At 67.2% G+C, this 21,960-nt stretch carries 21 protein-coding genes; 4 read left to right on the plus strand and 17 right to left on the minus strand.

Annotation, left to right across the window (positions count from 1 at the left end; genetic code table 11):
• Positions 1-402 precede the first annotated feature (402 nt).
• From AC6LJW_RS26065 to AC6LJW_RS26080, 4 genes are read right to left on the minus strand one after another with little or no spacing between them, the layout of a single operon-like run.
• The gene (locus tag AC6LJW_RS26065) at positions 403-1,194 is read right to left on the minus strand and encodes an ABC transporter ATP-binding protein (RefSeq protein WP_498088677.1); all 792 of its coding nucleotides are present in this window, start codon (positions 1,192-1,194) and stop codon (positions 403-405) included.
• Positions 1,195-1,196: 2 nt separating this feature from the next.
• Entirely contained in the window at positions 1,197-1,649 is a 453-nt protein-coding gene (azu, locus tag AC6LJW_RS26070) for an azurin (RefSeq protein ID WP_427984878.1), read from the minus strand.
• 29 nt (positions 1,650-1,678) lie between these two features.
• Complete coding sequence (locus AC6LJW_RS26075) at positions 1,679-2,761, minus strand: FecCD family ABC transporter permease (RefSeq protein ID WP_498088679.1); 1,083 nt, start codon at positions 2,759-2,761, stop codon at positions 1,679-1,681.
• A 6-nt stretch (positions 2,762-2,767) separates the two neighbouring features.
• Positions 2,768-3,895 carry an ABC transporter substrate-binding protein gene (locus tag AC6LJW_RS26080; protein ID WP_498088680.1) on the minus strand — a complete coding sequence of 376 codons (1,128 nt, stop codon included), beginning with the start codon at positions 3,893-3,895 and terminating at the stop codon, positions 2,768-2,770.
• A 196-nt stretch (positions 3,896-4,091) separates the two neighbouring features.
• Here AC6LJW_RS26080 and AC6LJW_RS26085 point away from each other — a divergent pair, with 196 nt between their 5' ends.
• Together AC6LJW_RS26085 and AC6LJW_RS26090 are read left to right on the plus strand one after the other, a co-directional pair.
• Entirely contained in the window at positions 4,092-4,775 is a 684-nt protein-coding gene (locus AC6LJW_RS26085) for a response regulator transcription factor (protein ID WP_498088681.1), read from the plus strand.
• The gene (locus AC6LJW_RS26090) at positions 4,768-6,069 is read left to right on the plus strand and encodes a sensor histidine kinase (protein ID WP_498088683.1); all 1,302 of its coding nucleotides are present in this window, start codon (positions 4,768-4,770) and stop codon (positions 6,067-6,069) included. The genes AC6LJW_RS26085 and AC6LJW_RS26090 overlap by 8 nt, the downstream gene beginning before the upstream one ends.
• Here AC6LJW_RS26090 and AC6LJW_RS26095 read toward each other — a convergent pair.
• Complete coding sequence (locus AC6LJW_RS26095) at positions 6,066-8,396, minus strand: TonB-dependent receptor (RefSeq protein ID WP_498088685.1); 2,331 nt, start codon at positions 8,394-8,396, stop codon at positions 6,066-6,068. The genes AC6LJW_RS26090 and AC6LJW_RS26095 overlap by 4 nt on opposite strands.
• A 317-nt stretch (positions 8,397-8,713) precedes the next feature.
• Complete coding sequence (locus AC6LJW_RS26100; RefSeq protein WP_498088686.1) at positions 8,714-8,842, minus strand: hypothetical protein; 129 nt, start codon at positions 8,840-8,842, stop codon at positions 8,714-8,716.
• 163 nt (positions 8,843-9,005) lie between these two features.
• Between AC6LJW_RS26100 and AC6LJW_RS26105 the strand changes: the two genes are divergently transcribed.
• Together AC6LJW_RS26105 and AC6LJW_RS26110 are read left to right on the plus strand one after the other, a co-directional pair.
• A complete protein-coding gene (locus AC6LJW_RS26105; RefSeq protein ID WP_498088688.1) occupies positions 9,006-10,169 on the plus strand; it encodes an acetyltransferase domain-containing protein in 1,164 nt (387 codons plus the stop codon).
• A gap of 8 nt (positions 10,170-10,177) precedes the next feature.
• Positions 10,178-11,266, plus strand: a complete 1,089-nt coding sequence (locus tag AC6LJW_RS26110; RefSeq protein WP_498088690.1) for a porin — start codon at positions 10,178-10,180, stop codon at positions 11,264-11,266.
• Positions 11,267-11,273: 7 nt separating this feature from the next.
• Here AC6LJW_RS26110 and AC6LJW_RS26115 read toward each other — a convergent pair whose 3' ends face one another.
• The 11 genes from AC6LJW_RS26115 to AC6LJW_RS26165 form a co-directional block, all read right to left on the minus strand.
• Positions 11,274-12,278: an ABC transporter substrate-binding protein gene (locus tag AC6LJW_RS26115; protein WP_498088692.1), complete on the minus strand. Its 1,005-nt coding sequence runs from the start codon at positions 12,276-12,278 to the stop codon at positions 11,274-11,276.
• A 26-nt stretch (positions 12,279-12,304) separates the two neighbouring features.
• On the minus strand, positions 12,305-13,144 hold the full coding sequence (locus AC6LJW_RS26120; protein WP_056561445.1) for an ABC transporter permease: 840 nt from the start codon (positions 13,142-13,144) through the stop codon (positions 12,305-12,307).
• Positions 13,141-13,938, minus strand: coding sequence for an ABC transporter ATP-binding protein (locus tag AC6LJW_RS26125; protein WP_498088694.1), 798 nt, complete (start codon positions 13,936-13,938; stop codon positions 13,141-13,143). Before AC6LJW_RS26125 ends, AC6LJW_RS26120 begins: the two co-directional genes overlap by 4 nt.
• A gap of 22 nt (positions 13,939-13,960) precedes the next feature.
• Positions 13,961-14,518 (minus strand): carboxymuconolactone decarboxylase family protein, encoded by a 558-nt coding sequence (locus AC6LJW_RS26130; RefSeq protein WP_056561444.1) that lies wholly within the window; start codon positions 14,516-14,518, stop codon positions 13,961-13,963.
• A gap of 107 nt (positions 14,519-14,625) precedes the next feature.
• Complete coding sequence (locus AC6LJW_RS26135) at positions 14,626-15,399, minus strand: SDR family oxidoreductase (RefSeq protein ID WP_498088696.1); 774 nt, start codon at positions 15,397-15,399, stop codon at positions 14,626-14,628.
• The gene (locus tag AC6LJW_RS26140; protein ID WP_498088698.1) at positions 15,396-16,937 is read right to left on the minus strand and encodes a class I adenylate-forming enzyme family protein; all 1,542 of its coding nucleotides are present in this window, start codon (positions 16,935-16,937) and stop codon (positions 15,396-15,398) included. The genes AC6LJW_RS26135 and AC6LJW_RS26140 overlap by 4 nt, the downstream gene beginning before the upstream one ends.
• Positions 16,938-16,963: 26 nt before the next feature.
• Positions 16,964-17,851: an ABC transporter permease gene (locus AC6LJW_RS26145; RefSeq protein ID WP_498088699.1), complete on the minus strand. Its 888-nt coding sequence runs from the start codon at positions 17,849-17,851 to the stop codon at positions 16,964-16,966.
• A 1-nt stretch (position 17,852) separates the two neighbouring features.
• Entirely contained in the window at positions 17,853-18,824 is a 972-nt protein-coding gene (locus AC6LJW_RS26150; RefSeq protein ID WP_498088701.1) for an ABC transporter permease, read from the minus strand.
• A gap of 7 nt (positions 18,825-18,831) precedes the next feature.
• On the minus strand, positions 18,832-20,478 hold the full coding sequence (locus tag AC6LJW_RS26155) for an ABC transporter substrate-binding protein (RefSeq protein ID WP_427984863.1): 1,647 nt from the start codon (positions 20,476-20,478) through the stop codon (positions 18,832-18,834).
• 29 nt (positions 20,479-20,507) lie between these two features.
• Positions 20,508-20,930: a PaaI family thioesterase gene (locus tag AC6LJW_RS26160; protein ID WP_056561438.1), complete on the minus strand. Its 423-nt coding sequence runs from the start codon at positions 20,928-20,930 to the stop codon at positions 20,508-20,510.
• Positions 20,927-21,940, minus strand: a complete 1,014-nt coding sequence (locus AC6LJW_RS26165; protein ID WP_056561437.1) for a quinone oxidoreductase family protein — start codon at positions 21,938-21,940, stop codon at positions 20,927-20,929. Before AC6LJW_RS26165 ends, AC6LJW_RS26160 begins: the two co-directional genes overlap by 4 nt.
• Positions 21,941-21,960 lie beyond the last annotated feature (20 nt).

Below are 21,960 nucleotides of genomic sequence, written 5' to 3' on the forward strand. Positions count from 1 at the left end.
CGATGATGAAGGCCGGCGCATGTTGGCCCGGTGTCTGACACCCGCGTGAGACGGTCGGCACCATGCAGGGCTGCGGCAAGGGTGTCAGACACCTACGACGCGATGATGACGGCCGGCGCATGTTGGCCCGGTGTCTGACACCCGCGTGAGACGGTCGGCACCATGCAGGGCTGCGGCAAGGGTGTCAGACACCTACGATGCGATGATGAAGGCCGGCGCATGTTGGCCCGGTGTCTGACACCCGCGTGAGACGGTCGGCACCATGCAGGGCTGCGGCAAGGGTGTCAGACACCTACGACGCGAGGATGAAGGCCGGCGCGCGTTGGCCCGGTGTCTGACACCCGCGTGAGACGGTCGGCACCATGCAGGGCTGCGGCAAGGGTGTCAGACACCTACGATGACCTACGAGGCTGAGCGATCGGCCAGTCCATCCACGTGGATCTGCGCCTGGCCCTGCGGGCAATGTTCGACGCGCGCCCGCACGCGGTATACACGGCGCAAGGTGTCCGGGGTTACCACATCGCGGGGCAGGCCCTCGGCTTCGATCGCGCCTGCGTGCAGCAGCAACGCATGGTCGGCGTGACGCAGCGCGATGTTCAGGTCGTGCAGCACCACCAACGTGATCAGGCGGTGCAGGCGCGTCTGGCGGCGCAGCACGTCCATGACGTGAAATTGGTAATTCAGGTCCAGCGCGGACAGCGGTTCATCGAGCAGCAACAGGCGCGGACGCCGCACCAGCGCCTGGGCCAGCGACGCCAACTGCTTCTGCCCGCCGGACAGCTCGTCCAGATGGCGGCTGGCGAGCGGCGCGATGCCCAGCTCGTTGATGACAGCCATGGCGTTTTCCATCAACGCATGGCCGGGTTGTCCGTGGCGGCCGGAGCGCGCGGCCACCAGCACGGATTCGAAGACGGTCATGTGCACGCCCTTGGGCAAGGCCTGCGGCATGTACATGGCGCATTCGGCGCGGCGGGCCGGGCTGGCGTTTGCCAGGTCCTCGCCGTCCAGCAAGATTGCGCCTTGCATCACCGGATGCAGGCCGGCCAGCGTCTTGAGCAGCGTCGATTTGCCGCTGCCGTTCGGCCCCAGCAGCGCGGTGACAGCGCCTTCGGGCATGGGGCCGGCGCTGGCATTGCGCAGCACCGCGCGCGCGCCGTAGCCGGCGGACAGCGCCTGGATGCGTAGCTGCGTCATTGTCAGCGTTGCAGCACCAGCGTGCCGCGCATGTGCTGCGCGTGCGCGGGGAACGAGCAGTAGTAGGTGTACGACTGACCCGCGCGCAGGCGGCTGACGGGGAAGGTGACGGTGGCCGTCTCGCCGCCGCCCAGCATGGGCGTCTTGGCAAGGATGCGGCCGTCGCCCGGCGCCAGGAAGTCGCTGCTCGCGCCGGCCTTGATGCCGTCGACCATTACGGCGTCGATATCTTCGGTCTTGGTCAGCACCCAGTTGTGGCCGGCCTTTTCCTTGCTGTTCTTGCCCGTGTGGATGAGGCGCACGGTGAATTCCTGGCAGGTCGCTGGCACGACGATGTGGTCGGGGCCGAACTGCTTGCCGGGACGGCCTTCGACGTCGATCGAGCAAGCGGGGGCGGCATGGGCAGTGCCGGCGATCATCAGAGCCGCGAGCGTGAGCGTCAGGCGGAATTTCATCGGGGTGTGTCCTTGTTGCGGTTGTGGCGTCAGGCGCGCTTGAGGGCGCCCACGACGATGGTGAGAAAGAAGGGAATGCCGACCAGCGAGGTCACGATGCCGACCGGGATGAGCGCGCCGGGCAGCACGGTCTTGGACGCCACGGACGCCAGCGACAGGATCAGCGCGCCGGCCAGCGCGCTGCCCGGCAGGTAGTAGCGGTGGTCTTCGCCCAAGAGCAGCCGCGCGATGTGCGGCGCGACCAGGCCGACGAAGCCGATCGTGCCGACGAACGACACGGCCAGTGCCGCCAGCGCGCTGACGCGCAGCAGGCTGATGAGGCGCAGCCGCTTGACGTCGATGCCGAAGCTGGCCGCGCGTTCCTCGCCCAGGCGCACGGCGGTGAGCTTCCAGGCGTCGCGCATCGAAAACGGAATGGCCAGAACCAGCGCCGCCGCCATGACGCCGACGGTGGTCCAGGTGGCGCGCGCCAGGCTGCCCATTGTCCAGAAGACGATGCCTTGCAAGGCCTCCTCGCTGGCGACGAACTGCAGCAGCATCACCAGCGCCTGAAACGAATACACCAGCGCGATGCCGAACAGCACCACGCCCAGCGTCGATCCGCCGCGCCACCGCGCCACGCGTTCCAGTACCAGTACCGACAGCAGGGTGCACGCGAAGGCCGACACGGAAACGGTCATGCCGGCGGGCAGCGCCGGCAGATGCCAGTCCAGCGTGATGGCAAGCGACGCGCCGAACGCCGCGGCGGCAGAGACGCCCAGCGTGTAGGGGCTGGCGAGCGGATTGTCGAGCATGGTCTGCATCTCGGCGCCGCCCAAGCCCAGTGCCACGCCGACCAGCAACGCCATCAGCGCATAGGGCAAGCGGAATTGCCAGACGATGACGCGTGTGCCGGTGTCTGACACGTCGGGATGCAGCAGCGTGCGCAGCAGCTCGGGCAGGGACAGCGAAGCCGGTCCGCTCGCGATGTCGGCCAGCAGGCTGGCCATGATGGCCAGCACCAGCGCGGCGGTCAGCAGTACGCGCTTGCGCACCGCGCGCCGGTACGCGGCGATGGGATCGTCGGGAACAGACGCCGCGGGCGATACGGCGGCGGGGGCGAAACCGGTCATGTCGGGCTACTTTGCCGGGGCGGCTGGGGATGTCCAGAAGGCGCCCGCGTTGTCCAGATCCAGGAACTGGCCGTACAGCGCGTCCAGCGTGCCTTGCGGATCCAGCGCGGCGGCGCGTTCGGGATACAGCCACTTCGCCATCGCCTCGATGGCGGCAACGTTGTAGGGCGAGTTGTAGAACGCGTGCCAGATGCCGAAGGCACGGTGCTGCTTCACGGCGTCCAGGTCGCGGATGCCGTCGCGGTTCAGCAGCGTGGCCAGGCTGTCGGCGGACACCTTCGGATCGGCGCCGGGACCGGCCAGCAGGCCCGGGCGGCCGGGTTCGGAGCGGCTGCCGGTGGCGATGTACACGTCGGGCTTGGCGTCGATGACGAACTCCAGGCTCACGTCGCCGATGGCGCCGGGCAGCACGGGCGCCGCGACGTTGACGCCTCCCGCGGCTTCCAGCAGGTCGCCGAAGCTGCCATTGCCTGTGGTGTGGCAGCAGGCCGGCCACACGCCTGCCAGCATTTCCACGAAGACGCGCGGCCGCTGGGCGGGCGGCACGGGCTCCACGACCTTGCGCACGCGGGCAAGGTGGTCTTCGTAGAAGGATATGTAGCCTTCCGCCTCGGCTTCACGATCCAGTGCCTGGCCCAGGATGCGCATGCTGGGCACCGTGTTCCGCACGGGATGCTGGCGGAAGTCGATGAAGACGATCGGGATGCCGGCTTCCTGCAATGCCGGGATCATCGGGTTGTTCCGGCCGGGACCATGGCCACTGACGCTGAAGATCGCCACGTCAGGCCGCAGCGAGACGATTTTTTCCGGGCTGACGCTGGCCTCCGACGTCTTGCCGATCAGGGGCACGTCGGCCGCCTTGGGAAAACGCGTGACGAGCTGGTTCCAGGAATACGGATCTTGCTGCTTCAGCTCTCCCTGCCAGCCGACGACGCGCGCCACCGGATCGTGGCGGTCCAGCAACGCCATCGCAAATGCAAAGCGGCCTTCGCCCAGCAGGATGCGCTGCGGATGGTCGGGCACCGTCACAACGCGGCCGGCCAGGTCGGTGACCTCGCGGGCATGGGCGCCGGACAGGGCGCAGAACAGGGAGGCGGCGGTCACGGCCGCGCGGAAAAGGGCAATCGGGCGCATGGCGAATCCTTCAGGTGCGTCAACCGCGGGGTGCAGGTAACGCGAACCATTCTTATCGCCGGGCAGTGTCCGACAACCGTCCTCAAGAATTCGTTAAGACGCATCACGCCTGTGGCGTGGGCGCCGCACCGCTGCCGGACCTTTGGGCGCACCCCTACAATGTGAGATTGATTGTTATTCGCCGAGCGGTCCCGCCATGCGCGTTCTCGTCATCGAAGACGACCCCGACATTCTTGCCAACATCACCCATCACCTGACGCGGCGCGGCTATATCGTCGATTGCGCTGAAGACGGCCAGCGCGGTTACGCGATGGCGGCGTCGGGCGAGTTCGACCTGATCGTGCTGGACCTGATGCTGCCGCGGCTGGACGGTTACGAGCTGTGCCGCCGGCTGCGCACCGAGTCCGCGTGCAACACCCCCGTCATCATGGTCACGGCCCGAGACACGCTGGACAACCGCCTGACGGGATTCGACGCGGGCGCCGACGATTACCTGGTCAAGCCCTTTGCGCTGGCCGAACTGGCCGCGCGGGTCAAGGCGCTGCTGCATCGCGCCAGCGGGGCGGGCGCGGCCCGTGTGCTGCGCGTGGGCGACTTGACGCTGGACACCGGCACGTTGGCGCTTGCGCGGGCGGGCCAGGCGCTGCGCCTGCCGCCGTCTCCGCTGCAATTGCTGACCTTGCTGATGCGTGCCAGCCCAGCGGTGGTCCATCGCGCCCGGCTGGAGGAGGCGCTGTGGCGCGACTCGCCGCCGGACAGCGACAGCCTGCGCACCCACATCCACCAGATCCGCCATGTGGTCGACAAGCCCTACGACACGCCGCTGCTGCACACGGTGCACGGCATCGGCTACCAGCTGCGTGCCGCAAGCGATGACTAGCCCGGGCAGGCGCGCGGCGCGGCGCGGGCTGGCGCGCCACCTTGTGCTGACGTATGTGGCGCTGGCGCTGCTGGTAGCAGGCCTGTTGACCTGGCTGTCGGTGTGGAGCGTCGGCAAGCTGGAGGCGCATCTTCAACGCATCGACATGGGCATGGCGGTGGAGCGGGTGCGGGGCGATTTTCTGGCGGGCATCGACCCGGGCCGGCCCAACCGCTTCTTTCACGGCGATCCGGCAAGCGGGGCGTTTCCCGATTGGCTGCGGCCGCTGAATCCGGGCTTTCACAAGATCGAGCGCAACGATCGCGTGTGGCACGTGATGGTCGACGACTTCAAGGGCCAGCGCTACATGCTGCTGCGCGACTACACCGAGTACGAGCAGAACCAGTCGGCCTCGCATTGGACCGCGGTGACGGGACTGGCGGCCAGCCTGGCGCTGGCGTTTGTCCTGGGCATCCTGGCCACCCGGCGCCTGTTGCGTCCGCTTGCGCGGTTGGCCGCCCAGGTCAATACCCGCGGCGCGCAGCCGCCGCAGACCCGGCTGGCCGAAGACTATCCGCCGGACGAGATCGGCCAGCTTGCGGCGGCCTTCGACTCGACCTACAACCAGCTCGAACAGGCGCTCAGGCGCGAGCAGCTCTTCACCGCCGACGTGGGGCACGAACTGCGCACGCCGCTGATGGTGATCTCCAGTTCCTGCGAGCTGCTGCGCGAAGAGCAGGCGCTGGATGCGGCGGGACAGGCCCGTCTTGCCCGGATCGAGGCGGCTGCCGCTGACATGGGCGAGCGGCTGGACACCTATCTGATGCTGGCGCGCGGCGGCGACGCGGCGGGCCTGTTCCCGCGTGAGAGCGCGGCGGACACCGCACGAGGCCAGTTGGCCGCGTGGTCGCCGGTGGCGCAGCGGCGCGGCATGCAGTTGACGCTGGAAGCATCCGGTGCGCAGGAAGCGCCCTTGCTGTTTCCCGCGCCGCTGCTGCGCGCGGTGCTGTCCAACCTGATCCGCAATTCGCTGCAGTACGCCGGCCCGCAGGCCAGCATCGTTGTCACGGCAGGACCCGATTTCGTGCAGGTGAACGACAACGGTCCGGGTATTCCGGTGGAACGCCACGCCTCCATCTTCAACCCCTTCGTACGCGGCGATCAGCTGGACGACGGCAACCTGGGGCTGGGCTTGTCCCTGGTGCAGCGCATCTGCGAGCACCAGGGCTGGCGCGTGTCGCTGCAGTCTCGGCCCGGGCAGGGCAGCCAGTTCCGTGTGGACCTGGCCGGGCCTGCGGCGGGCCTTGCGGTTTAGAAGGCGACGTCTGCGGTGAAGAGAGCCGTGCGTCCCGCGCCGGGTACGCCGTAGAGCTGGAAGCCGTCCAGCGATGCCCCGATGCGGCTGTAATAGAACTTGTTGAACAGGTTGTCCACGTTCACGCCCAGCGTCACGTTCTTGTTCAGCCGGTAGCGCGCCGCGACGGAATGCAGCCAGTAGGAAGGCGCCTTCTCGTTGTCGCGCACCCAGACCGGATGCGTGCCGTAGGGACCGGACACGGTGGAGCTGTTGTTGTTCTTGCCGCCGACGTACTTGTTGTCCGTATAGCGCCGCTTGCCCACGTACTGCGCGCCATAGCTCAGCGACAGGTCTTCCGTGGCCGCGTACGTGGTCCACAGGTTGAACGTCAGGTCCGGCACGTTCTTGGCCTCTTCGCCCTGGTTCGCGCCCTTGGTGATGCGGCTTTTCATGGCGCTGACGCCGGCAAAGGCGGACCAGCGGGGCGTGATGTTGCCCGACAGGCCCAGCTCGATGCCATCCACGCGCTTGGCGGGCAGGGCGCGCACCACGTCGGTGGCGTCGTCGCCGTATTCCCATGAGTCCGTCAATTCTGTGCGAAAAAGAGCGCCCGTCAGCGACAGGTCGCCGCCGGCCACGTCCCATTTCGTGCCCAGTTCCCACGTGCGGGCGACGGCCGGCTTGTAGGTGTCGGAGCCGGTGGCGCCGTAGATGTTGTTGTTCGTGGACGCGCCCATCGCGGACGGTTGCGCGGCCTGGCTGTACGACACGTAGACGCTGCCGTTCTCCACGGGCTTGTACGTCAGACCGATGCGGCCGCTGAAGGCGCCGTCGGTGACGCGCTGCGTGGCGGCGCCCGCCGTCTGCGTGACGCGGTAGCGGTCATAGCGCAAGGCGCCCTGCAGCATCCATTGCGGATTGAACGTCACGGTGTCCGCGGCATACAGGCCGGCGTTGAAGACTTCGGCCTTGTTGCCGGAATCGCCCTTCAAGGTGTCCACGCCGCCCATGTTCGTGCCGCCGGTGTCGCGCAGGTCGATCACCGGATTGATCGACGGCGCGCGAATCGTGCGTGCATGATCGCCGTAGGTTTCCTTGTAGAACTCCACGCCCGTCACCACGGCATGCTTGATGCCGCCGGTATGGAAGTCCAGGTTCAGGTTGGTCTGGTTGGCCAGGATGGTGTAGCGCTTGGACGTGCCGAAGTCGTTGCCGCGCAACTGGGCATAGGGCGAGGGATCGCGCAGCGGCGTGAAGCCACTGTACGAGGCAATGCCGTCGGCGCTTTGCACCAGCGGGCCGGCGCCCACGTAGCCGTACGACGTGCGCGACGTGGAATTGAAGCGCGCCGGGGCAAGCACGCCGATGCGGTCGGTCTGCTGCCAGCGGCTGATGTTGGTCAGGCGCGCCGCCTTGGTGAAGTCATGCTCGACCTTCATCGTTGCCTGATCGGTGCGGGTCTGCTCCGTGTACAGGCCCGGATCACCGTACCAGGCGTTGCGCGCCACATTCGGCATGCGCTTGCCGCCGGTGCCGCGCTGGATCGGCACGCCGCCGTCGGGGATGTTGTCGTCTTCCTGATGCAGGTAGTTGACGGTGACGCGGGTGGGGGAGCCCAGGCCCATCGCCAGCGACGCCGCGACACCAGATCGGTCAAACTCCGTCACGTCGCGCTCGGCCACGCCGTTGTGGTGGCGCATGAGGTTGACGCGCAGGGCGGCGCTGTCCGTCAGTTCCTGATTCAGGTCCGCGGTGATGCGCCGGTAATGATCCGTGCCTAGGCCGCCGGACATCTTGTAGAACGAGCCCAGCCGCGCTTCCTTGCTGGCCAGGTTGACGCTGCCGCCCACGGCCGAGATGCCGGATTCGATGGAGCCCGTGCCCTTGAAGACCTCTGCCTGTTCCAGGTTGAAGATGTCGGTGCGGCTGGACAGGCCCGCGTCGCGGATGCCGTCCACGGTGATGCTTTGCTCCGCGGAAAACCCGCGGATCGTGAACATGTCGCCCCAGCCCAGATTGCCTTCGCCCGAACTGAACGTGATGCCCGGCACGTTGCGCAGCACGTCCTGCAGGCTCTTGGCCTGCTGCTCTTCCAGCACTGCGCGCGGCACGACGGTGATGCTTTGCGGGGTGTCGAGCAGCGGCTCGGTGAATTTGCCCGACTGCACGCGGTCCGCCTTGAAGGGCGGGGCGTCGGCCTGCACGGTGACGGGCGCCAGCAGCACCGCGTTGTCTGCCGGGGGCGTCTGGCCGTGAGCCTGTGTGGAGGCGGCGGCGCCAAGCGCCATGCCCAGGGTTTTCAGCGCCAACGCGCCCTGTGAGTGAACTTTTTGTTGTTGCGCCATGGCGATCTTGAGTACCTCAATGAGAATCGTTCCGGATTCTAGGGAGGCGCGTCTCAAGATCCTGTTAAGACGCGGCGATCGGGCGCACTGAGAAAAAGGCAGGCGGGCGGGCCGCGGGGAGACCGTGCGCGATCAGGTGCGCGAGGTATCGAAGGCCAGCAGATTGCGTTTGACAAGGCCGAGCATGTCGGCAAGCTGGTGACGCTGTTCGGCATTGAGGCCTTGCAGAATCGCTTCGCTCATAACGTCGCTCTTGACCCGCATGCGCTCGATCATGGCGCGGCCCTTCGGGCGTCAGTTGCAACCTTCTTGGCCATTCAGGCATCCTCCAGCCGGATCAGGCGTTTACCCATGTGCTTGCCCTGGCACAGATCGGCGATCGACCCCGGCGCGGCCTCGATGCCGGCCAGGATTTCCTCGCGGTAGCGCAGTTTTCCCTCGCGCACCAACGGGGCGAAACTTGCCGGTGGAGGGCGGGGCTGGCGGGCATGGGGTGTCTCCTCAGATTGTGTCTTGGAATAGTAATGTTATTACATTACTATTCTGGCTTTTTTCGCGCTGCGCCTCCCGGCGTGCCGCGGGCATCTCAAGCATCTCCCGCATTCCTCCATGGCTTCTCTCATTTCCCCTCCCGCCGCCACCCGGCTGCGTTCCATTGACGCTCTGCGCGGCCTGGTCATCGTCATCATGCTGCTCGACCATGTGCGCGAAACCTTCTTCCTGCATCACCAGGTTGGCGACCCGATGGACGTGTCCGCCACGCCGCCGGACCTGTTCTTCTCGCGTCTGCTTGCGCATCTGTGCGCGCCGGTGTTCATCTTTCTGACGGGCCTGTCGGCTTGGCTGTACGGCGCGAAGGCCGGCGACCGCGGCGCCACGGCCGCGTTTCTGGCCAAGCGCGGCGCATTCCTGATCGCGCTCGAAGTCATCGTGGTGAACTTCGCGTGGACCTTTCAGTTTCCGCCGTCCGTTGTGTACCTGCAGGTGATCTGGGTGATCGGCCTGTCCATGCTGTCGCTGGCGGCCTTGCTTTGGTTGCCGCGCTGGGCGCTGGTTGTCGTTGGCGTGGTGCTGGTCGCTGGCCACAACGCGCTGGATGCCGTGCACTTTGCCGCGGGTCACGTGATGCACGTGTCGTGGGCAGTGCTGCATGATCGCGGCTGGATCGAGGTGAGCGACACGCTGCGCCTGCGCACGTCCTACCCGTTGCTGCCGTGGATCGGCGTGATTGCGCTCGGGTATGCGGCCGGACCGTGGTTTCAGCCGGGTTCGGACGCGGCCGTGCGTCAGCGCCGTCTGTGGTCGGCCGGGCTGGCGGCGGTGGCGGGCTTTGTGATCCTGCGGGCGTTCAACGGCTACGGGCAGTCGCAGAAGTGGGCGGTGCAGGACGACGCGCTGCATACCGTCATGAGCTTTGTGAACATCACCAAATATCCGCCGTCGCTGATGTTCCTGCTGCTGACGCTGGGGTTGGGACTGTGCCTTCTGGTGCTGATCGAGCGCGCGCAGTCGGCCGGTTGGGTCCGCGCGCTGTGCGTGTTTGGCGCCGCCCCGATGTTCTTCTACCTGCTGCACTTGTACGTGTTGAAAGCCCTGTACCTGGGCGGCGAAGCCATCTGGGGCCTGAACCAGGGCAAGTACTTCGGCGTCGATGGCATGGCGTCGGTGTGGCTGATTTCAATCCTGCTGGCCGTGGCATTGTTCTGGCCCGTGCGCTGGTTCGGACGCCTGAAGGCCGCGCGCCGCGATATCGCCTGGCTCAAGTACCTGTGAGGCAAGCGATGGCAGCACGCAAGTTTGCCGCCGGCGTCGCGGCATTGATGGCGCCATGGGCGGCCGACGCACAGCAGAACGCGGTGACGCTGTATGGCGTCGTCGACGTGAGCATCGCGGGGTTTTCCACGCAGGAGCGCGGCACGGCGATCAATATGCAGTCGGGCGTGCAGTCCGGTTCGCGCTGGGGCCTGCGCGGCAGCGAAGACCTGGGTAACGGCCTGCGCGCGAACTTCCAGCTGGAAAGCGGCTTTCTGGCCACCAACGGCAACTCGGCGCAAGGCAGACGCCTGTTTGGACGCGCGGCGTGGGTGGGCGTGTCGGGCGGTTTTGGCGATCTGCGGCTGGGGCGGCAGACCTCGGTATCGTCCGCCACGCTGGCGGACTACGATGCGTTCCTGGCGTCGTACCTGATCACCGGCGCCCAGACAGCGCTGCTGCCGTACAACGCCAATCGCGCCGACAACACGGTGGCGTACTGGAGCCCGTCGGTGGGCGGCCTGCGCGCGGGCGTGGACGCCAGCCTGGACTACGACGGCGGCGGCGGCTTTCAGACCGCATCCACCAACAAGCTGTACAGCGCCGCGGTGGTGTTCGATCAGCCGGGCTATTCGATCGCCGCAACCTACGAGGGCGCGAGCTGGGCGGATGGGACGGCGCAATCGGCCGCCATGACCAGAGCCGGGGCCGACCGCCGGCCGTACGCCTACACGCTCGCGGGCCGTGCGACGGTGAACGCGTTCACGCTTTACGCCGGCTGGTCAGTGATGCGCAACGGCTCCACCATCCCGGCGGTGCCGTCACCCGGGCAGCGCGTGTACTTTCCGGGCAGCACGGTGCATGGCGTGATGGCGGGCGCCGCCTGGCGCACGGGCGCGAGCACCGTGATGGCATCGTGGCAGGGCAGTCTGCCGGGCGGAGGCGCGCTTGAACGCGATGGCGCCACGCATTCCCAGCAGATCTATTCGGCAGGCTACGTGTACGACCTGTCCAAGCGCACCAATGTGTATGCCATCTATGGCTACATGCGGGGCGCCTGGGACGATCCGTCCTGGCATCAGTCCCAGTACGCGGTGGGCATGCGCCACCGCTTCTGACGGCGCGTCAGTACGCCTTCCCGGCAATCGAATCCGCGTAGCCGAGATCGAGCCATTTGCCATCCGTGGGGATGCGGTCCAGATTGCCCAGGTCGATCTGGGTCTGGAGCGCGTCCTTCAAGGCCTGCTCGGGCACGGCCACGGAATCGGCGAACACGCCGTCGTCGATCAGACGTTGCACCGACGCACGCACGACGGCGGGATCCAGGTTGGGAAAAAGCTTCAGGCCGCTGGCCACGGCGGCGGCCGGGTCCGTGCGGATGGCCTTGAGCGCGCGGTCGATGCCGGAGACAAACTTCTGCGAGACCTGCGGGGCGATGTCCTGGCGCGTGGAGATGGCCGAGAACGTGTACGGGCCGATCTCGCGCGAGAACGCGGAAACCACCTTGAAGCCCTGTGCCTGCGCCTGCGAGGCGCCCGGCTCGTACAGCACCGCGCAATCGGCCTGGCCGGAACTGAGCGGGCCGATCTCGTTGCCCAGCGGCACTTCCAGCAGGTTCACGTCGCGCTTGGGGTCCAGGCCGGCGTTCTTGACCAGCTTGATGAATGCGGACGAACTGGTGGTCGGCATGGCGCCCGTGGCGATGGTGGCGCCTTTCAGACTTTTGAAGCCGTCAAAGGCGAAGGCCGGTTTGCAAGTCAGCCACACGCCCAGGCGGTTCAGCGTGCCGCCCACCACCTTGACGGGCGCGCCGCGGCCGAAGGAGATCGCGGTCCATTCCGGGCCGTGCAGGGAAAAGTCGGCGCTCCGGGAGATGACGGCGGCCAGCGCATTGGTCGAGGACGACGCGACGTCGATGCGCACGTCCAGCCCTTCGTCCTTGAAGTAGCCGTGTTCCTCGGCGAAATACACCGGCAGGTAGAACACGGACTTGAACGCGGCGGAGACGACGGCTTTGTCGGTGACCTTGGCGTTGGCCGTATCGGTGGCCTTGCCGGCGGCCATGGCCGAGATGGACAGCAGGGAGGCAGCCGCGGCAGCGGCGATGCGCAGGGAGGGTCGGATTTTCATGGATTCTCGGCGGCAGAGTGCGCGCTTCACAGTTTGAATTGAGTGGCGTAGGTCTGGTCTTTCCAGCGCAGCAGGCGCTTTTCGGCAATGTCCACGCCGGCATACAGGACAAAGCCCAGCAGCATCAGCGAGAAGATGCCGACCCAGACCGTGTTCAGGTCATAGAGCGACGAGGCGACGAAGATGATGTGGCCCAGGCCGTACTTGGACGAGATGAACTCGCCCACGACCGTGCCCACCAGCGCGAAGCCGATGTTGATGCGGAACGTGGCGATGATGGCGGGCGTGGCCGACGGCACGACGACCTTGGCGAAGATCTGCCGTTTGGTGGCGCCCAGCGACACGAGCATCTTCTGGATGTCCGGGTCCGCGTCCTTGGCGGCCTGAAAGGCGGCCAGCAGCGCGACGATGGACGTCAGCGAGATCGACAGTGCCACCTTCGAAATCAGGCCCGTGCCGAACCACAGGATCACGAGCGGCGCGAACGCGATCTTGGGCACGCTGTTGATCGCGACCAGGAAAGGTTCGACCACCTTCGCGCCATAGGGCGAATACCACAGCGCCAGGCCCGGGATGGTGCCCACCACGGTGCCGACGACGAAACCGGCCGCCGACGCCCACAGCGTGTAGTTGGCGTGCTCCCAGAGTTCGCCGGACACGATCAGCTTCCACCCCGCCTGCACCACGCCGGCCGGAGATCCGAACAGAAAGCCCGAGACGGCGCCGGTGCGCACGGCGGCTTCCCACGCGCCGAACAGCACGGCAAGAATGAGAAGCTGCGTCGCCAGGACGGGAACGCGAAAGCCCGGACGCGGGCGCGCGGGCGTGGCGACGCCCTGGGCAAGAGATGCGGAGGTCTGGGTCATGCGTGGGTGCCGTCCTTGCGGGCGGTCTGTATGTCGAGTTCCTGGCACAGCAGGTCGAAGTAGCCGGGAAAGCGGCTGTCGTGGCGCGCATGCAGCGGCGAGCGCGTGCCCAGCTCGATCCGGTGCTCGCTTTTCAGGCGGCCGGGCCGGGCGCTCAGGACGAAGATGCGCTCGGACAGCGCGATGGCCTCATCGATGTCGTGCGTCACCAGCACCACGGTCTTGCCCTGCCTGCTGACGGTGTCGGCCAGCATGGATTCAAGGAACAGCCGTGTCTGGTAATCCAGTGCCGAAAAGGGTTCGTCCAGCAGCAGGACGTCGGGGTCGGGCAGCAGCGTGCGCGCCAGGGCCACGCGCTGGCGCATGCCGCCGGATAACGCCTTCGGATAGCTGTCCTGGAAGGGCAGCAGGCCGAAGGTGTCGAGGTACTCGCGTGCGCGTTCCACGGACTCGGCCTTGGGCGCGCCGCGGATTTCCAGGCCGACCAGGACGTTGTCCAGCACGGTGCGCCACGGCATCAGAAGGTCGCGCTGCAGCATGTAGCCGACGCGTCCGCGCAGATTGGGCAGCGGGCGGCCGTCCAGTGCGATGGTGCCGGCGTCGTGTTCCAGGAGGCCGGTCAGGATGTTGAACAGCGTGGACTTGCCGCAGCCGGACGGACCGATGATGCTGACGAACTCGCCGCTGGCGGCGTTCAGGCTGATGTCGTCCAGAACCTGCACCGGGCCGGTGTCGGTGGGGAAGCGCTTGGAGAGATTGCGGATCTCAAGTTTCAGGGGCGGGGTAGGGCTCATGGCGAAACGACTGCACGCCGCCTCAAGCCGCGCCATGCTCCAGTTCCAGCGCCACCACGTCTTCGTGCGGGACTTCCAGCGCCTCGTTGAAGCGCTTGAAGAAGCTGCACAGCGCGATGCGGATGGTCAGCTCGACGATCTGCTCCTCGCTGAAGAACGATTGCAGCTTCGCATAGAAGGCGTCGCTGACCTGCGCCGGCGTGAGCGTGACCAGCACGGCGTAATCACGGACCACCAGATCCTTCTCGTCCAGGCCCGGCACCTGCGGCTCCAGCAGGCGGTCGATGGCATCCTGCGAGATGCCGTGGGCCGCCAGCTTGGGTGTATGCAGCGTGACGCAGTAATGGCAGGCGTGCGCCTTGGACGCGGTCAGCAGTGCGATTTCCAGGTGACGCGGCGAGATCAGCCCGTCCTCGCGCGACTGGACCAGGTACGAGAAGAAATGCTTCAAGGCCGGCGGACGGGGCGCGAAGGCGCTCAGCATGTTCGCGTACGGGCCGTAATCCTGCAGAAGCTGATTGAAGAGTTGGGCGGTCGCGGGATCCAGCTTGGCGGGATCCAAAGGAGTAAGGCGTGACAAGGCAATTCCAGCGTTGGGAAGAAGAACGCTGGAATCCTAAGAGACATGCGGCCGCGTGAAAAATACCGATATCACATATGTATATGGGCATGCCGGCATCGCCGACACTACAGCCGCTGTCCTCCCGTGGCGTCGATGCGCTGTCCGGTGACCCAGCGCCCCTCGTTGGACGCCAGGAAAGCGACGATGTCTGCGATGTCGTCCGGCTGGCCCACGCGGCCCAGTGCGATGCTCTGCGCGATGACGCGGCTCAGTTCCGGGTCGCGTGCACGCTGGTTCAGATCGGTGGCGGTGGCGCCGGGCAACACGGCATTCACGGTAATGCCGCGCGCGCCCAGCTCGCTGGCCAGCAGTAGCGTCAGCGCCTCCAGGCCCGCCTTGGCCGGCGCGTAGACGCTCATTTCGGGATAGGCGGCGCGCGTGCCCATCGACGAGATATTGATGATGCGGCCGCCATCGCGCAGGAACGGCAGGCAGTGCTGGATCAGGAAGAACGGCGTCTTCAAATTCACCTGCAGCACACGGTCGAAGTCCGGCGGCGTCACGTCGGGCAGCCGGGCGCGCAGGCCCACGCCCGCGTTGTTGACCAGAATGTCCAGGCCCTCGGAGCCGGTACGCTCGCGCAAAGTGGCGCGTGCATCCTGCGCCAGCCGCGCCGCCGCCTCCGGGGCTGCCAAGTCGGCTTGCAGCGTCCAGGCTCGGCCGCCTGCCGCCAGGATCTGGCTGACGACTTCTTCGGCGGCATCCGCCCGCGCGTGGTAGTGCACGGCGACGTGCGCGCCGCGGCGGCCCAGCACGAGTGCGATGGCGCGGCCGATGCCGCGGCTGCCGCCCGTGACGAGGGCGGTCTTACCCGCCAGGGAATCCGGTGTGGCGCTCATGCGGCCTCCTTTTCGGGTTGTGTCCATGCCTGCCGCGCTTCCAGCGCCCGCGCCTGCAGCAGCAGGGCGTTGCGATCGACCTTGTTGGTGCCGGCCCACGGCAGGTCGTCCAGAAAGCGGATGCGGCGCGGGTGCTGGTACGCCGGGCCGTTGGCCAGGGCGTGCTGCTTGAGCGTGTCGGCATCCAGCGTGCTGCCGGCGCGCCGCACGACAAAGGCGACCGGGATGTGGCCGCGCTCTTCATCGGCCAGCGGAACCACGCAGCTCTGTCGCACGTCGGGATGTGACTCCAGCAACTTCTCGACTTCAACGGGATAGATGTTCTCGCCCGCGCAAACGAACATATCGTCCGCGCGGCCCACGAAATAGTGGAATCCGTCGCGGTCGCGGCGCATCACGTCGCCGCTGTAGTACCAGCCGTCGTTCAACACCTGAGCGCTCTTTTCCGGCAGGTTGTGATAGCCGCGCAGCACGGCGGGGTTCTTCATTTCAAGCACGCCCTCGTCCGGTCCGGCGCCGCCCGTCAACCGGACTTGCGCCGCGTCCAACGGATAGCCGACCGACAGGGGCGGCGTGGGCAAGCCATCGGGATGCGGCCCGAACACGGCGGGACCGGCCTCCGTCGTGCCATAGCCGTGCGTGATGCGCACGTGGGGCAGCGCGCGCTGGATGCGGTCGAACAGGGCCGTCGTCATTGGCGCGGAGCCCAGCATCACGCGCTCCAGCGCTGACAGGTCGTGGTCCTGCAGCGAGGCGGGGTCCTTCACCAGCCGCGCAAACATCGTGGGCACGGCGGTCAGGATGGTGATGCGGTAGCGTGCCAATGCATCGGCGTAGGCCTGCACCTCGAACACGGGCTGGATCACCAGCAGGCCGTTGCTGGCAAACGCGCGCTTGGACATGAATAGGCCGTTCATGTGGAACAGCGGCTGCGCGAGCAGATAGCGCGCTTGCGGCGCGTCCGGATTCGTGGGGCCGGACGTGGCGGTCAGCGCCCACAGTTGGCCGGCATGGGTCAGCGGCACGCCCTTGGGTTTGCCGGTGGATCCTGACGTGTACAGCATCTGCGCAATATCTTCGGGCGCGGGCGTGATGCTGTTGAACGTGGCGGGAACGATCTGCGCGGCAAACCCCTGCGGGCCGGCGTCGTCAAAATCCAGCACCGGCACGGTGGCCTCGAAGCCGGCGCGGCGCGGGCCGTCCACGAAGGCGAGCGCAATGTCCGCATCGCGCAGCACGTAGTCGATGTTCTCCTGCGACTGCTTGATGTTGATGGGTACGGCCACGTAACCGGCCCGCATGATGCCGAAGTACGCCAGCAGATACTCGGCGCGGTTCAGCGCCGCGATGGCGATGCGCGAGCCGGGCGGCAGGCCGCGCGCGGTCAGCCATGCGGCCACGCCGCCAGCCAGGCGGCCGGCCTCGCCGTGGGTCAGTTGCCACGGCGCGCCGGGCAGGCGCAGATCGACGATCGCGGGCAGGTCCGACGGCAGGCGCGGATCGGCAAGGTCGCCAAGATTTTGGGGGGAATGCGTCATAAGAAAGACTTCCAGAAGTTGGCGGCTCAGCCCTTTTGCAGCTTGGGATTGAGCGCGTCGTTCAGGCCGTCGCCGACCAGGTTCAGCGACAGCACGGTAAGCATGATGGCTACGCCGGGCACGGCGCAGATGTACCAGGACGAGCGGATCAGGCTGCGGCCTTCGCCCACCAGCCGGCCCCAGCTGGCGATGTTGGGATCGCCCAGTCCCAGGAAGGACACCACCGATTCGTAAAGGATGGCCCCGGCCACCACCAGCGAGGACATCACGATGACCGGCGGCAGCGCATTGGGCAGGACCTCGGCGGCGGCGATGCGCCACGGGCTCATGCCGACGGCGCGGCAGGCCTGCACGAACTCGCGTTCTTTAAAGGACAGGAATTCGGCGCGGGTCAGGCGGGCGATCGGGGGCCAGGACACCAGGCCGACGGCCAGCGTGATGTTTTCGATTCGCGGGCCCAGCACCGACACGACGGTCAGCACGAAGACCACGTTGGGGATGATCTGGAACAGCTCGGTCAGGCGCATCAGCGCCTCGTCCACCCAACCGCCCGCCCAGGCGGCGGCCGCGCCGACGGTGACGCCGATCAGCGTGGCGGTGGCGGCGGCTACCAGGCCGATCAGCAGCGTGGCGCGGGCGCCGTGGGCGATGAGTGCGGCGATGTCGCGGCCCATGGAGTCCGTGCCCAGCGGATAACGCCAGGACTCGAGTGGCCAGATCTCGGGTGCGCCGACGATGCGCAGCGGGTTGACGGGGTAAAGCCAATCGGCGCTGGCGGCCACCAGCGCGACCAGCAGCAGGACCAGCGCGCCCGCCACGGCGCCGCGGTTGCGGGCAAAGCGCACGGCGAACGCATCCGGGCGGCGCGCGGCCGGCGCGCCGGCAGGAACAGTTGCAGCGGAAGTAGCGGACATGTCAGGCGGCCTTGATGCGGGGGTCAAGCCGCGTATAGGCAAGATCCACGAAGATGTTGGCGATGATGACCACGACGGAGCTGAGCACCAGGATGCCCAGCACGACGGGATAGTTGCGGCTCATGACGCTGTCGAACAGCACGGCGCCGATGCCGGGCCAACTGAACACGGACTCGATCACGATGCTGCCGCCGAGCACCGCGCCCAGTTGCAGGCCCAGCAGGGTGACGATCGGCAGCACCGCGTTGCGCAGCACGTGCCGCAAGACCACGGCGACGCGCGTCAGGCCTTTGGCATAGGCCGTGCGCACGTAATCCATGCGGCTGACTTCCAGCATCGAGGCCCGCATCACGCGGGCATAGGCGGCGGAATAGAACAGTCCCAGCGCCACGGCGGGCAGCGCCAGGTGGTGCAGGATGTCCAGCGCCTGGCGCCACAGCCCGCCGTCCAGCCCGATGGTGACCATGCCGCCCACCGGAAACCAGCCCAGCTTCACCGAGAACATGATGATCAGCATGATGCCCAGCCAGAAGCTTGGCGCCGCAAAGCACAGCACGGCGAAGGCGGAGACGGCGCTGTCCCACCACGTGTTGACCTTGACGGCCGACACGATGCCGGCCGCTATGCCCACCAGCACGGCAATGGCGATGCTGGCCAGCATCAGCACCAGCGTGGCGGGCAGATGCGCCAGGATCACGTCCAGCACCGGCAGGTTGTGCCGGTAGGAGTAACCCAGGTCCAGCTGCGCGACCGACCCGATGTACTTGAGCAGCTGGACCGCCGGCGGCTCGTCCAGCCCGTAGGTCACGCGCAGGCGCTCGATCAGCGCCGGGTCAGTGACCTGCTGCTCGGCCGTCATGACGTCCAGGAAGGTTCCCGGGACGGACTGGATCAGGGCAAAGTTCAGGACCACCACGCCCAGCAGCAGCGGGATGGCCTGAAGCAGCCGGCGCGAGATCAGGCGGATCGCCATGTCGTCCTCAGGCCTGCAGCCAGACGTCGGCCAGGGTTTCGCCCTGGACGTTGGCGCCGGTCGTGAAGTTGCGCACGTTCTTGCCGGCCAGCGTGAACGACTGGATTTCCACCAGCGGTACGATCGGCACGTCGGTGGACGCCAGGCGGGCGAACTGCGCGGCCAGCTTGCGGCGCGCCTGCGGATCGGTTTCGACGGCGAGTTTGCCGACGATGCCATCCATCTCGGGGCTGGAATAGCCCGTGGCGTTGCGGAACGCGGCGCCTTTGACGATGCCGTCGGTCGTGAAGAACTGTGTCACGGTGGGTACCAGCTCCAGCGGCGACGTGAAGTTGGACACCGCGATGTCGTAGTCGTATTCGCCATAGATGCGTTTGAGCGCGGTGGCGCGGTCCACGGAATCCAGCTTCACCGCGATGCCCACGTCTTCCAGCGCCTGCTTCAGGTACTGGCCGAGCTTGGCGTTTTCCTCGAACCAGGCCGCGGCCAGCAGGTTGACGGTAAAGCGCTTGCCGTCCTTGACCGGCAAGCCGGCGGCGTCCAGCAGCGCGGCCGCCTTCTTGGGATCGAAGGCATAGCGTGGCACGTCCTCGGTGAAAAACAGCGGATTGCTGCTGAAGATGGGGGCAATCGCGGGCTTGCCGCGGCCGTAGTAGATGGTGTCGACGATGAACTGGCGGTCGATGGCGTGCAGGATGGCTTGGCGGACCTCGCGGCGGTTGACGATGTCGCGCCGCTGATTGAACTCGGCGGTGACCGTCCAGGCGGTGTTCTGGTAGCCGCGCGTGTCCACGACGACCTTGCCGGTCTTGACCAGCCGGTCGATGTCGCGCGCGGGCACCGGGTTGGAATAGGCCAGGCCCAGTTCGCCGGTTTCCAGCGCCGCACCGCGCGAGGCCGGATCGGCCCACCAGCGGATCACCAGCTTGTCCAGGTTCGGCTGCGTGGCGTTCCAGTATTTGTCGTTGCGCAGGTATTCGACATGGCTGCCGCGCACCCATTTGCCGTACTTCCATGGGCCCGTGCCCACCGGCGTGTTGTTCAGCGGATTGGTGATGAGGTCCTTGCCGTCATAGAGGTGCTTGGGCACCAGCAGCTGGTATTGGCCGGACAGGGTCGACTTCAGGAAGAACTCGGGCACCGGGGCGTTGAAGGTCAGCACAACCGTGTGCGGATCCGGCGCCGTAGCTTCCGTCAGCGACTTGAGCGCAATGCCGGCGGAAATGGGCTTCCAGTGTTGCAGCACGTTATAGACCACGTCGGCCGACGTGAACGGCGTGCCGTCGTGCCAAGTGACGTTTTCGCGCAGTTTGATCGTGTAGCTGCGAAAGTCCGCGGCCGGCGTGACGGACAGGGCCAGCGCGGGCTGGAACTTCAGGTCGGCATCCAGTTTGAGCAGGCGTTCCAGGATCTTGGTGGAGGTCTGAAACGGGCTGGAGCCGCCGCCGCCCGGCACGAACAGGGCTTGCGGCTCCAGGCCGCCCCACGTGGCGACGAGCGTGCCGCCGCGGCGGGCGGGGCCCGCGTCGGAACCGGGGCGGTCGGTGGCGGCGAGCAGCGTGCGGGGCGCGACGCCCAGGCTGGCCGCAGCCAGGCCGCCGGCGGCGGAGCGGGTCAGGAAGGCGCGCCGTCCGGCGCGCGTGGCTTGTGTCATGACGGTATTCCTTGTCTTGAATGCGCGGCTCAGCCCTGGCTGAGCGTCGCGTAGGTGGCGCGGCCGATGGCCACCAGCGCGCCCTGGTCGTTGTAGAGGTCGACGTCGGCCACGCCCACGCTGCGGCCGTTGCGGCGCACGCGCGCCACCGCCGTCAGCGACGTATCGATGGCCGGGCGCAGATAGTCGACGCGGAAGTTGATGGTGGGTAGACCGCGTCCAAGCAACATGCCGACGGCAAAGTCGCCCACCGTGTCGATCACGGCCGCCAGCGGGCCGCCATGCCATTGGCCGCTCTGCGCGCCGCGTTCGAACTCCGGACGGAAGGGCGCCACCACGGTCAGTTCACCCTGTTCGTGGTCGACGTCGCGCACCGACAGGTCCAGCCACGCAATGAAGGGCGACCCGTCGAACTTGGCCTGGATGTCGGCGGCATTCAGCAGCGCGCTCATGACGCCACCAGCACTTTGCCGACGATCTTGCGATCTTCCAGCGAGGCCAGCGCGTCGGCGCCTTGTTCCAGCGGCCACACACGGTCCACTTCGACGCGCAGGCGGCCGTCGCGCACCAGCGCCAGCAGCTCGTGCAGGTCGTCGCGGTCCCAGCCGTTGGAGCCGCGGATCTGCAGCTCGAACGTCCAGATGTAGCGCAGGTCTTCCTTGGGATCGAAGCCCGCTGTCGCGCCGCAGGTCAAGAGGCGTCCGCCCAGGCGCAGGCAGCGCAGGGACTTGACCCACGTGTCGCCGCCCGTGAAGTTCACCACCACGTCGACGCCGCCCGGCTTGCCGCCGCGCCGGCGCGAGGGTTTGCCGAACCGTTCCTGCACGGCCTTCAGGAAGTCTTCCTCGGTGTACAGGATGATGTGGTCGGCGCCCAGGGCGCGCAGGGCCTCGCCTTTTTCAGGGGTGCCGGCGCAGGCGATGACCTCGGCGCCTGCCAGCTTGGCGAGCTGCACCGCGCACACGCCCACGCCGCCGCTGGCGCCCAGGATCAGCACCTTTTCGCCGGCCTGCACCTGGCCGATGCGATTCATCATGCGCAGCGCGGTGCCGTAGGCCACCGGCAGCGCGGCGGCCTGCTCGAAGCTGACTTGGTCGGGCAGGCGCAGGAGCTGGTGCGCGGGCACGCGGCACAGCTCGGCCAGTCCGCCGTGGATGGTCTCGCCGACCAGGCCGCCGTCCACGCGGTCGATCGGGTCGACCAGGACGCGGTCGCCGGCCTTCCAGTCGCGCACGTTTTCGCCGGTCTTCACGATCTCGCCGGCTACGTCCAGGCCGATGATGACGGGGAAGGGCAGCTTGATGCCGGGCATGCCGCGGCGGGTAAAGACGTCGTGATAGTTCAGGGACGAGGCCTTGACGCGGATCACCACGTCATCAGGACCCGCCACGGGATCGGGGAAGTTGGGTTCCAGGCGCAGCTTGTCGTTGCCGCCGTGCTCACGCAAAACAATCGCTTTCATGAATGCCAGATAGAGGAGGA

Source organism: Achromobacter sp. 1012554356, from assembly GCF_059760815.1.

What these genes read in the sequence shown, in the direction of transcription:
- AC6LJW_RS26155 (WP_427984863.1), bottom strand. Translation starts at nt 20,478, where the DNA reads ATGACACAAGCCACGCGCGCCGGACGGCGCGCCTTCCTGACCCGCTCC.
- AC6LJW_RS26145 (WP_498088699.1), bottom strand. Translation starts at nt 17,851, where the DNA reads ATGTCCGCTACTTCCGCTGCAACTGTTCCTGCCGGCGCGCCGGCCGCG.
- AC6LJW_RS26120 (WP_056561445.1), bottom strand. Translation starts at nt 13,144, where the DNA reads ATGACCCAGACCTCCGCATCTCTTGCCCAGGGCGTCGCCACGCCCGCG.
- AC6LJW_RS26065 (WP_498088677.1), bottom strand. Translation starts at nt 1,194, where the DNA reads ATGACGCAGCTACGCATCCAGGCGCTGTCCGCCGGCTACGGCGCGCGC.
- AC6LJW_RS26085 (WP_498088681.1), top strand. Translation starts at nt 4,092, where the DNA reads ATGCGCGTTCTCGTCATCGAAGACGACCCCGACATTCTTGCCAACATC.
- AC6LJW_RS26140 (WP_498088698.1), bottom strand. Translation starts at nt 16,937, where the DNA reads ATGACGCATTCCCCCCAAAATCTTGGCGACCTTGCCGATCCGCGCCTG.
- AC6LJW_RS26080 (WP_498088680.1), bottom strand. Translation starts at nt 3,895, where the DNA reads ATGCGCCCGATTGCCCTTTTCCGCGCGGCCGTGACCGCCGCCTCCCTG.
- AC6LJW_RS26105 (WP_498088688.1), top strand. Translation starts at nt 9,006, where the DNA reads ATGGCTTCTCTCATTTCCCCTCCCGCCGCCACCCGGCTGCGTTCCATT.
- AC6LJW_RS26075 (WP_498088679.1), bottom strand. Translation starts at nt 2,761, where the DNA reads ATGACCGGTTTCGCCCCCGCCGCCGTATCGCCCGCGGCGTCTGTTCCC.
- AC6LJW_RS26110 (WP_498088690.1), top strand. Translation starts at nt 10,178, where the DNA reads ATGGCAGCACGCAAGTTTGCCGCCGGCGTCGCGGCATTGATGGCGCCA.
- AC6LJW_RS26125 (WP_498088694.1), bottom strand. Translation starts at nt 13,938, where the DNA reads ATGAGCCCTACCCCGCCCCTGAAACTTGAGATCCGCAATCTCTCCAAG.
- AC6LJW_RS26160 (WP_056561438.1), bottom strand. Translation starts at nt 20,930, where the DNA reads ATGAGCGCGCTGCTGAATGCCGCCGACATCCAGGCCAAGTTCGACGGG.
- AC6LJW_RS26150 (WP_498088701.1), bottom strand. Translation starts at nt 18,824, where the DNA reads ATGGCGATCCGCCTGATCTCGCGCCGGCTGCTTCAGGCCATCCCGCTG.
- AC6LJW_RS26095 (WP_498088685.1), bottom strand. Translation starts at nt 8,396, where the DNA reads ATGGCGCAACAACAAAAAGTTCACTCACAGGGCGCGTTGGCGCTGAAA.
- azu (WP_427984878.1), bottom strand. Translation starts at nt 1,649, where the DNA reads ATGAAATTCCGCCTGACGCTCACGCTCGCGGCTCTGATGATCGCCGGC.
- AC6LJW_RS26090 (WP_498088683.1), top strand. Translation starts at nt 4,768, where the DNA reads ATGACTAGCCCGGGCAGGCGCGCGGCGCGGCGCGGGCTGGCGCGCCAC.
- AC6LJW_RS26165 (WP_056561437.1), bottom strand. Translation starts at nt 21,940, where the DNA reads ATGAAAGCGATTGTTTTGCGTGAGCACGGCGGCAACGACAAGCTGCGC.
- AC6LJW_RS26115 (WP_498088692.1), bottom strand. Translation starts at nt 12,278, where the DNA reads ATGAAAATCCGACCCTCCCTGCGCATCGCCGCTGCCGCGGCTGCCTCC.
- AC6LJW_RS26135 (WP_498088696.1), bottom strand. Translation starts at nt 15,399, where the DNA reads ATGAGCGCCACACCGGATTCCCTGGCGGGTAAGACCGCCCTCGTCACG.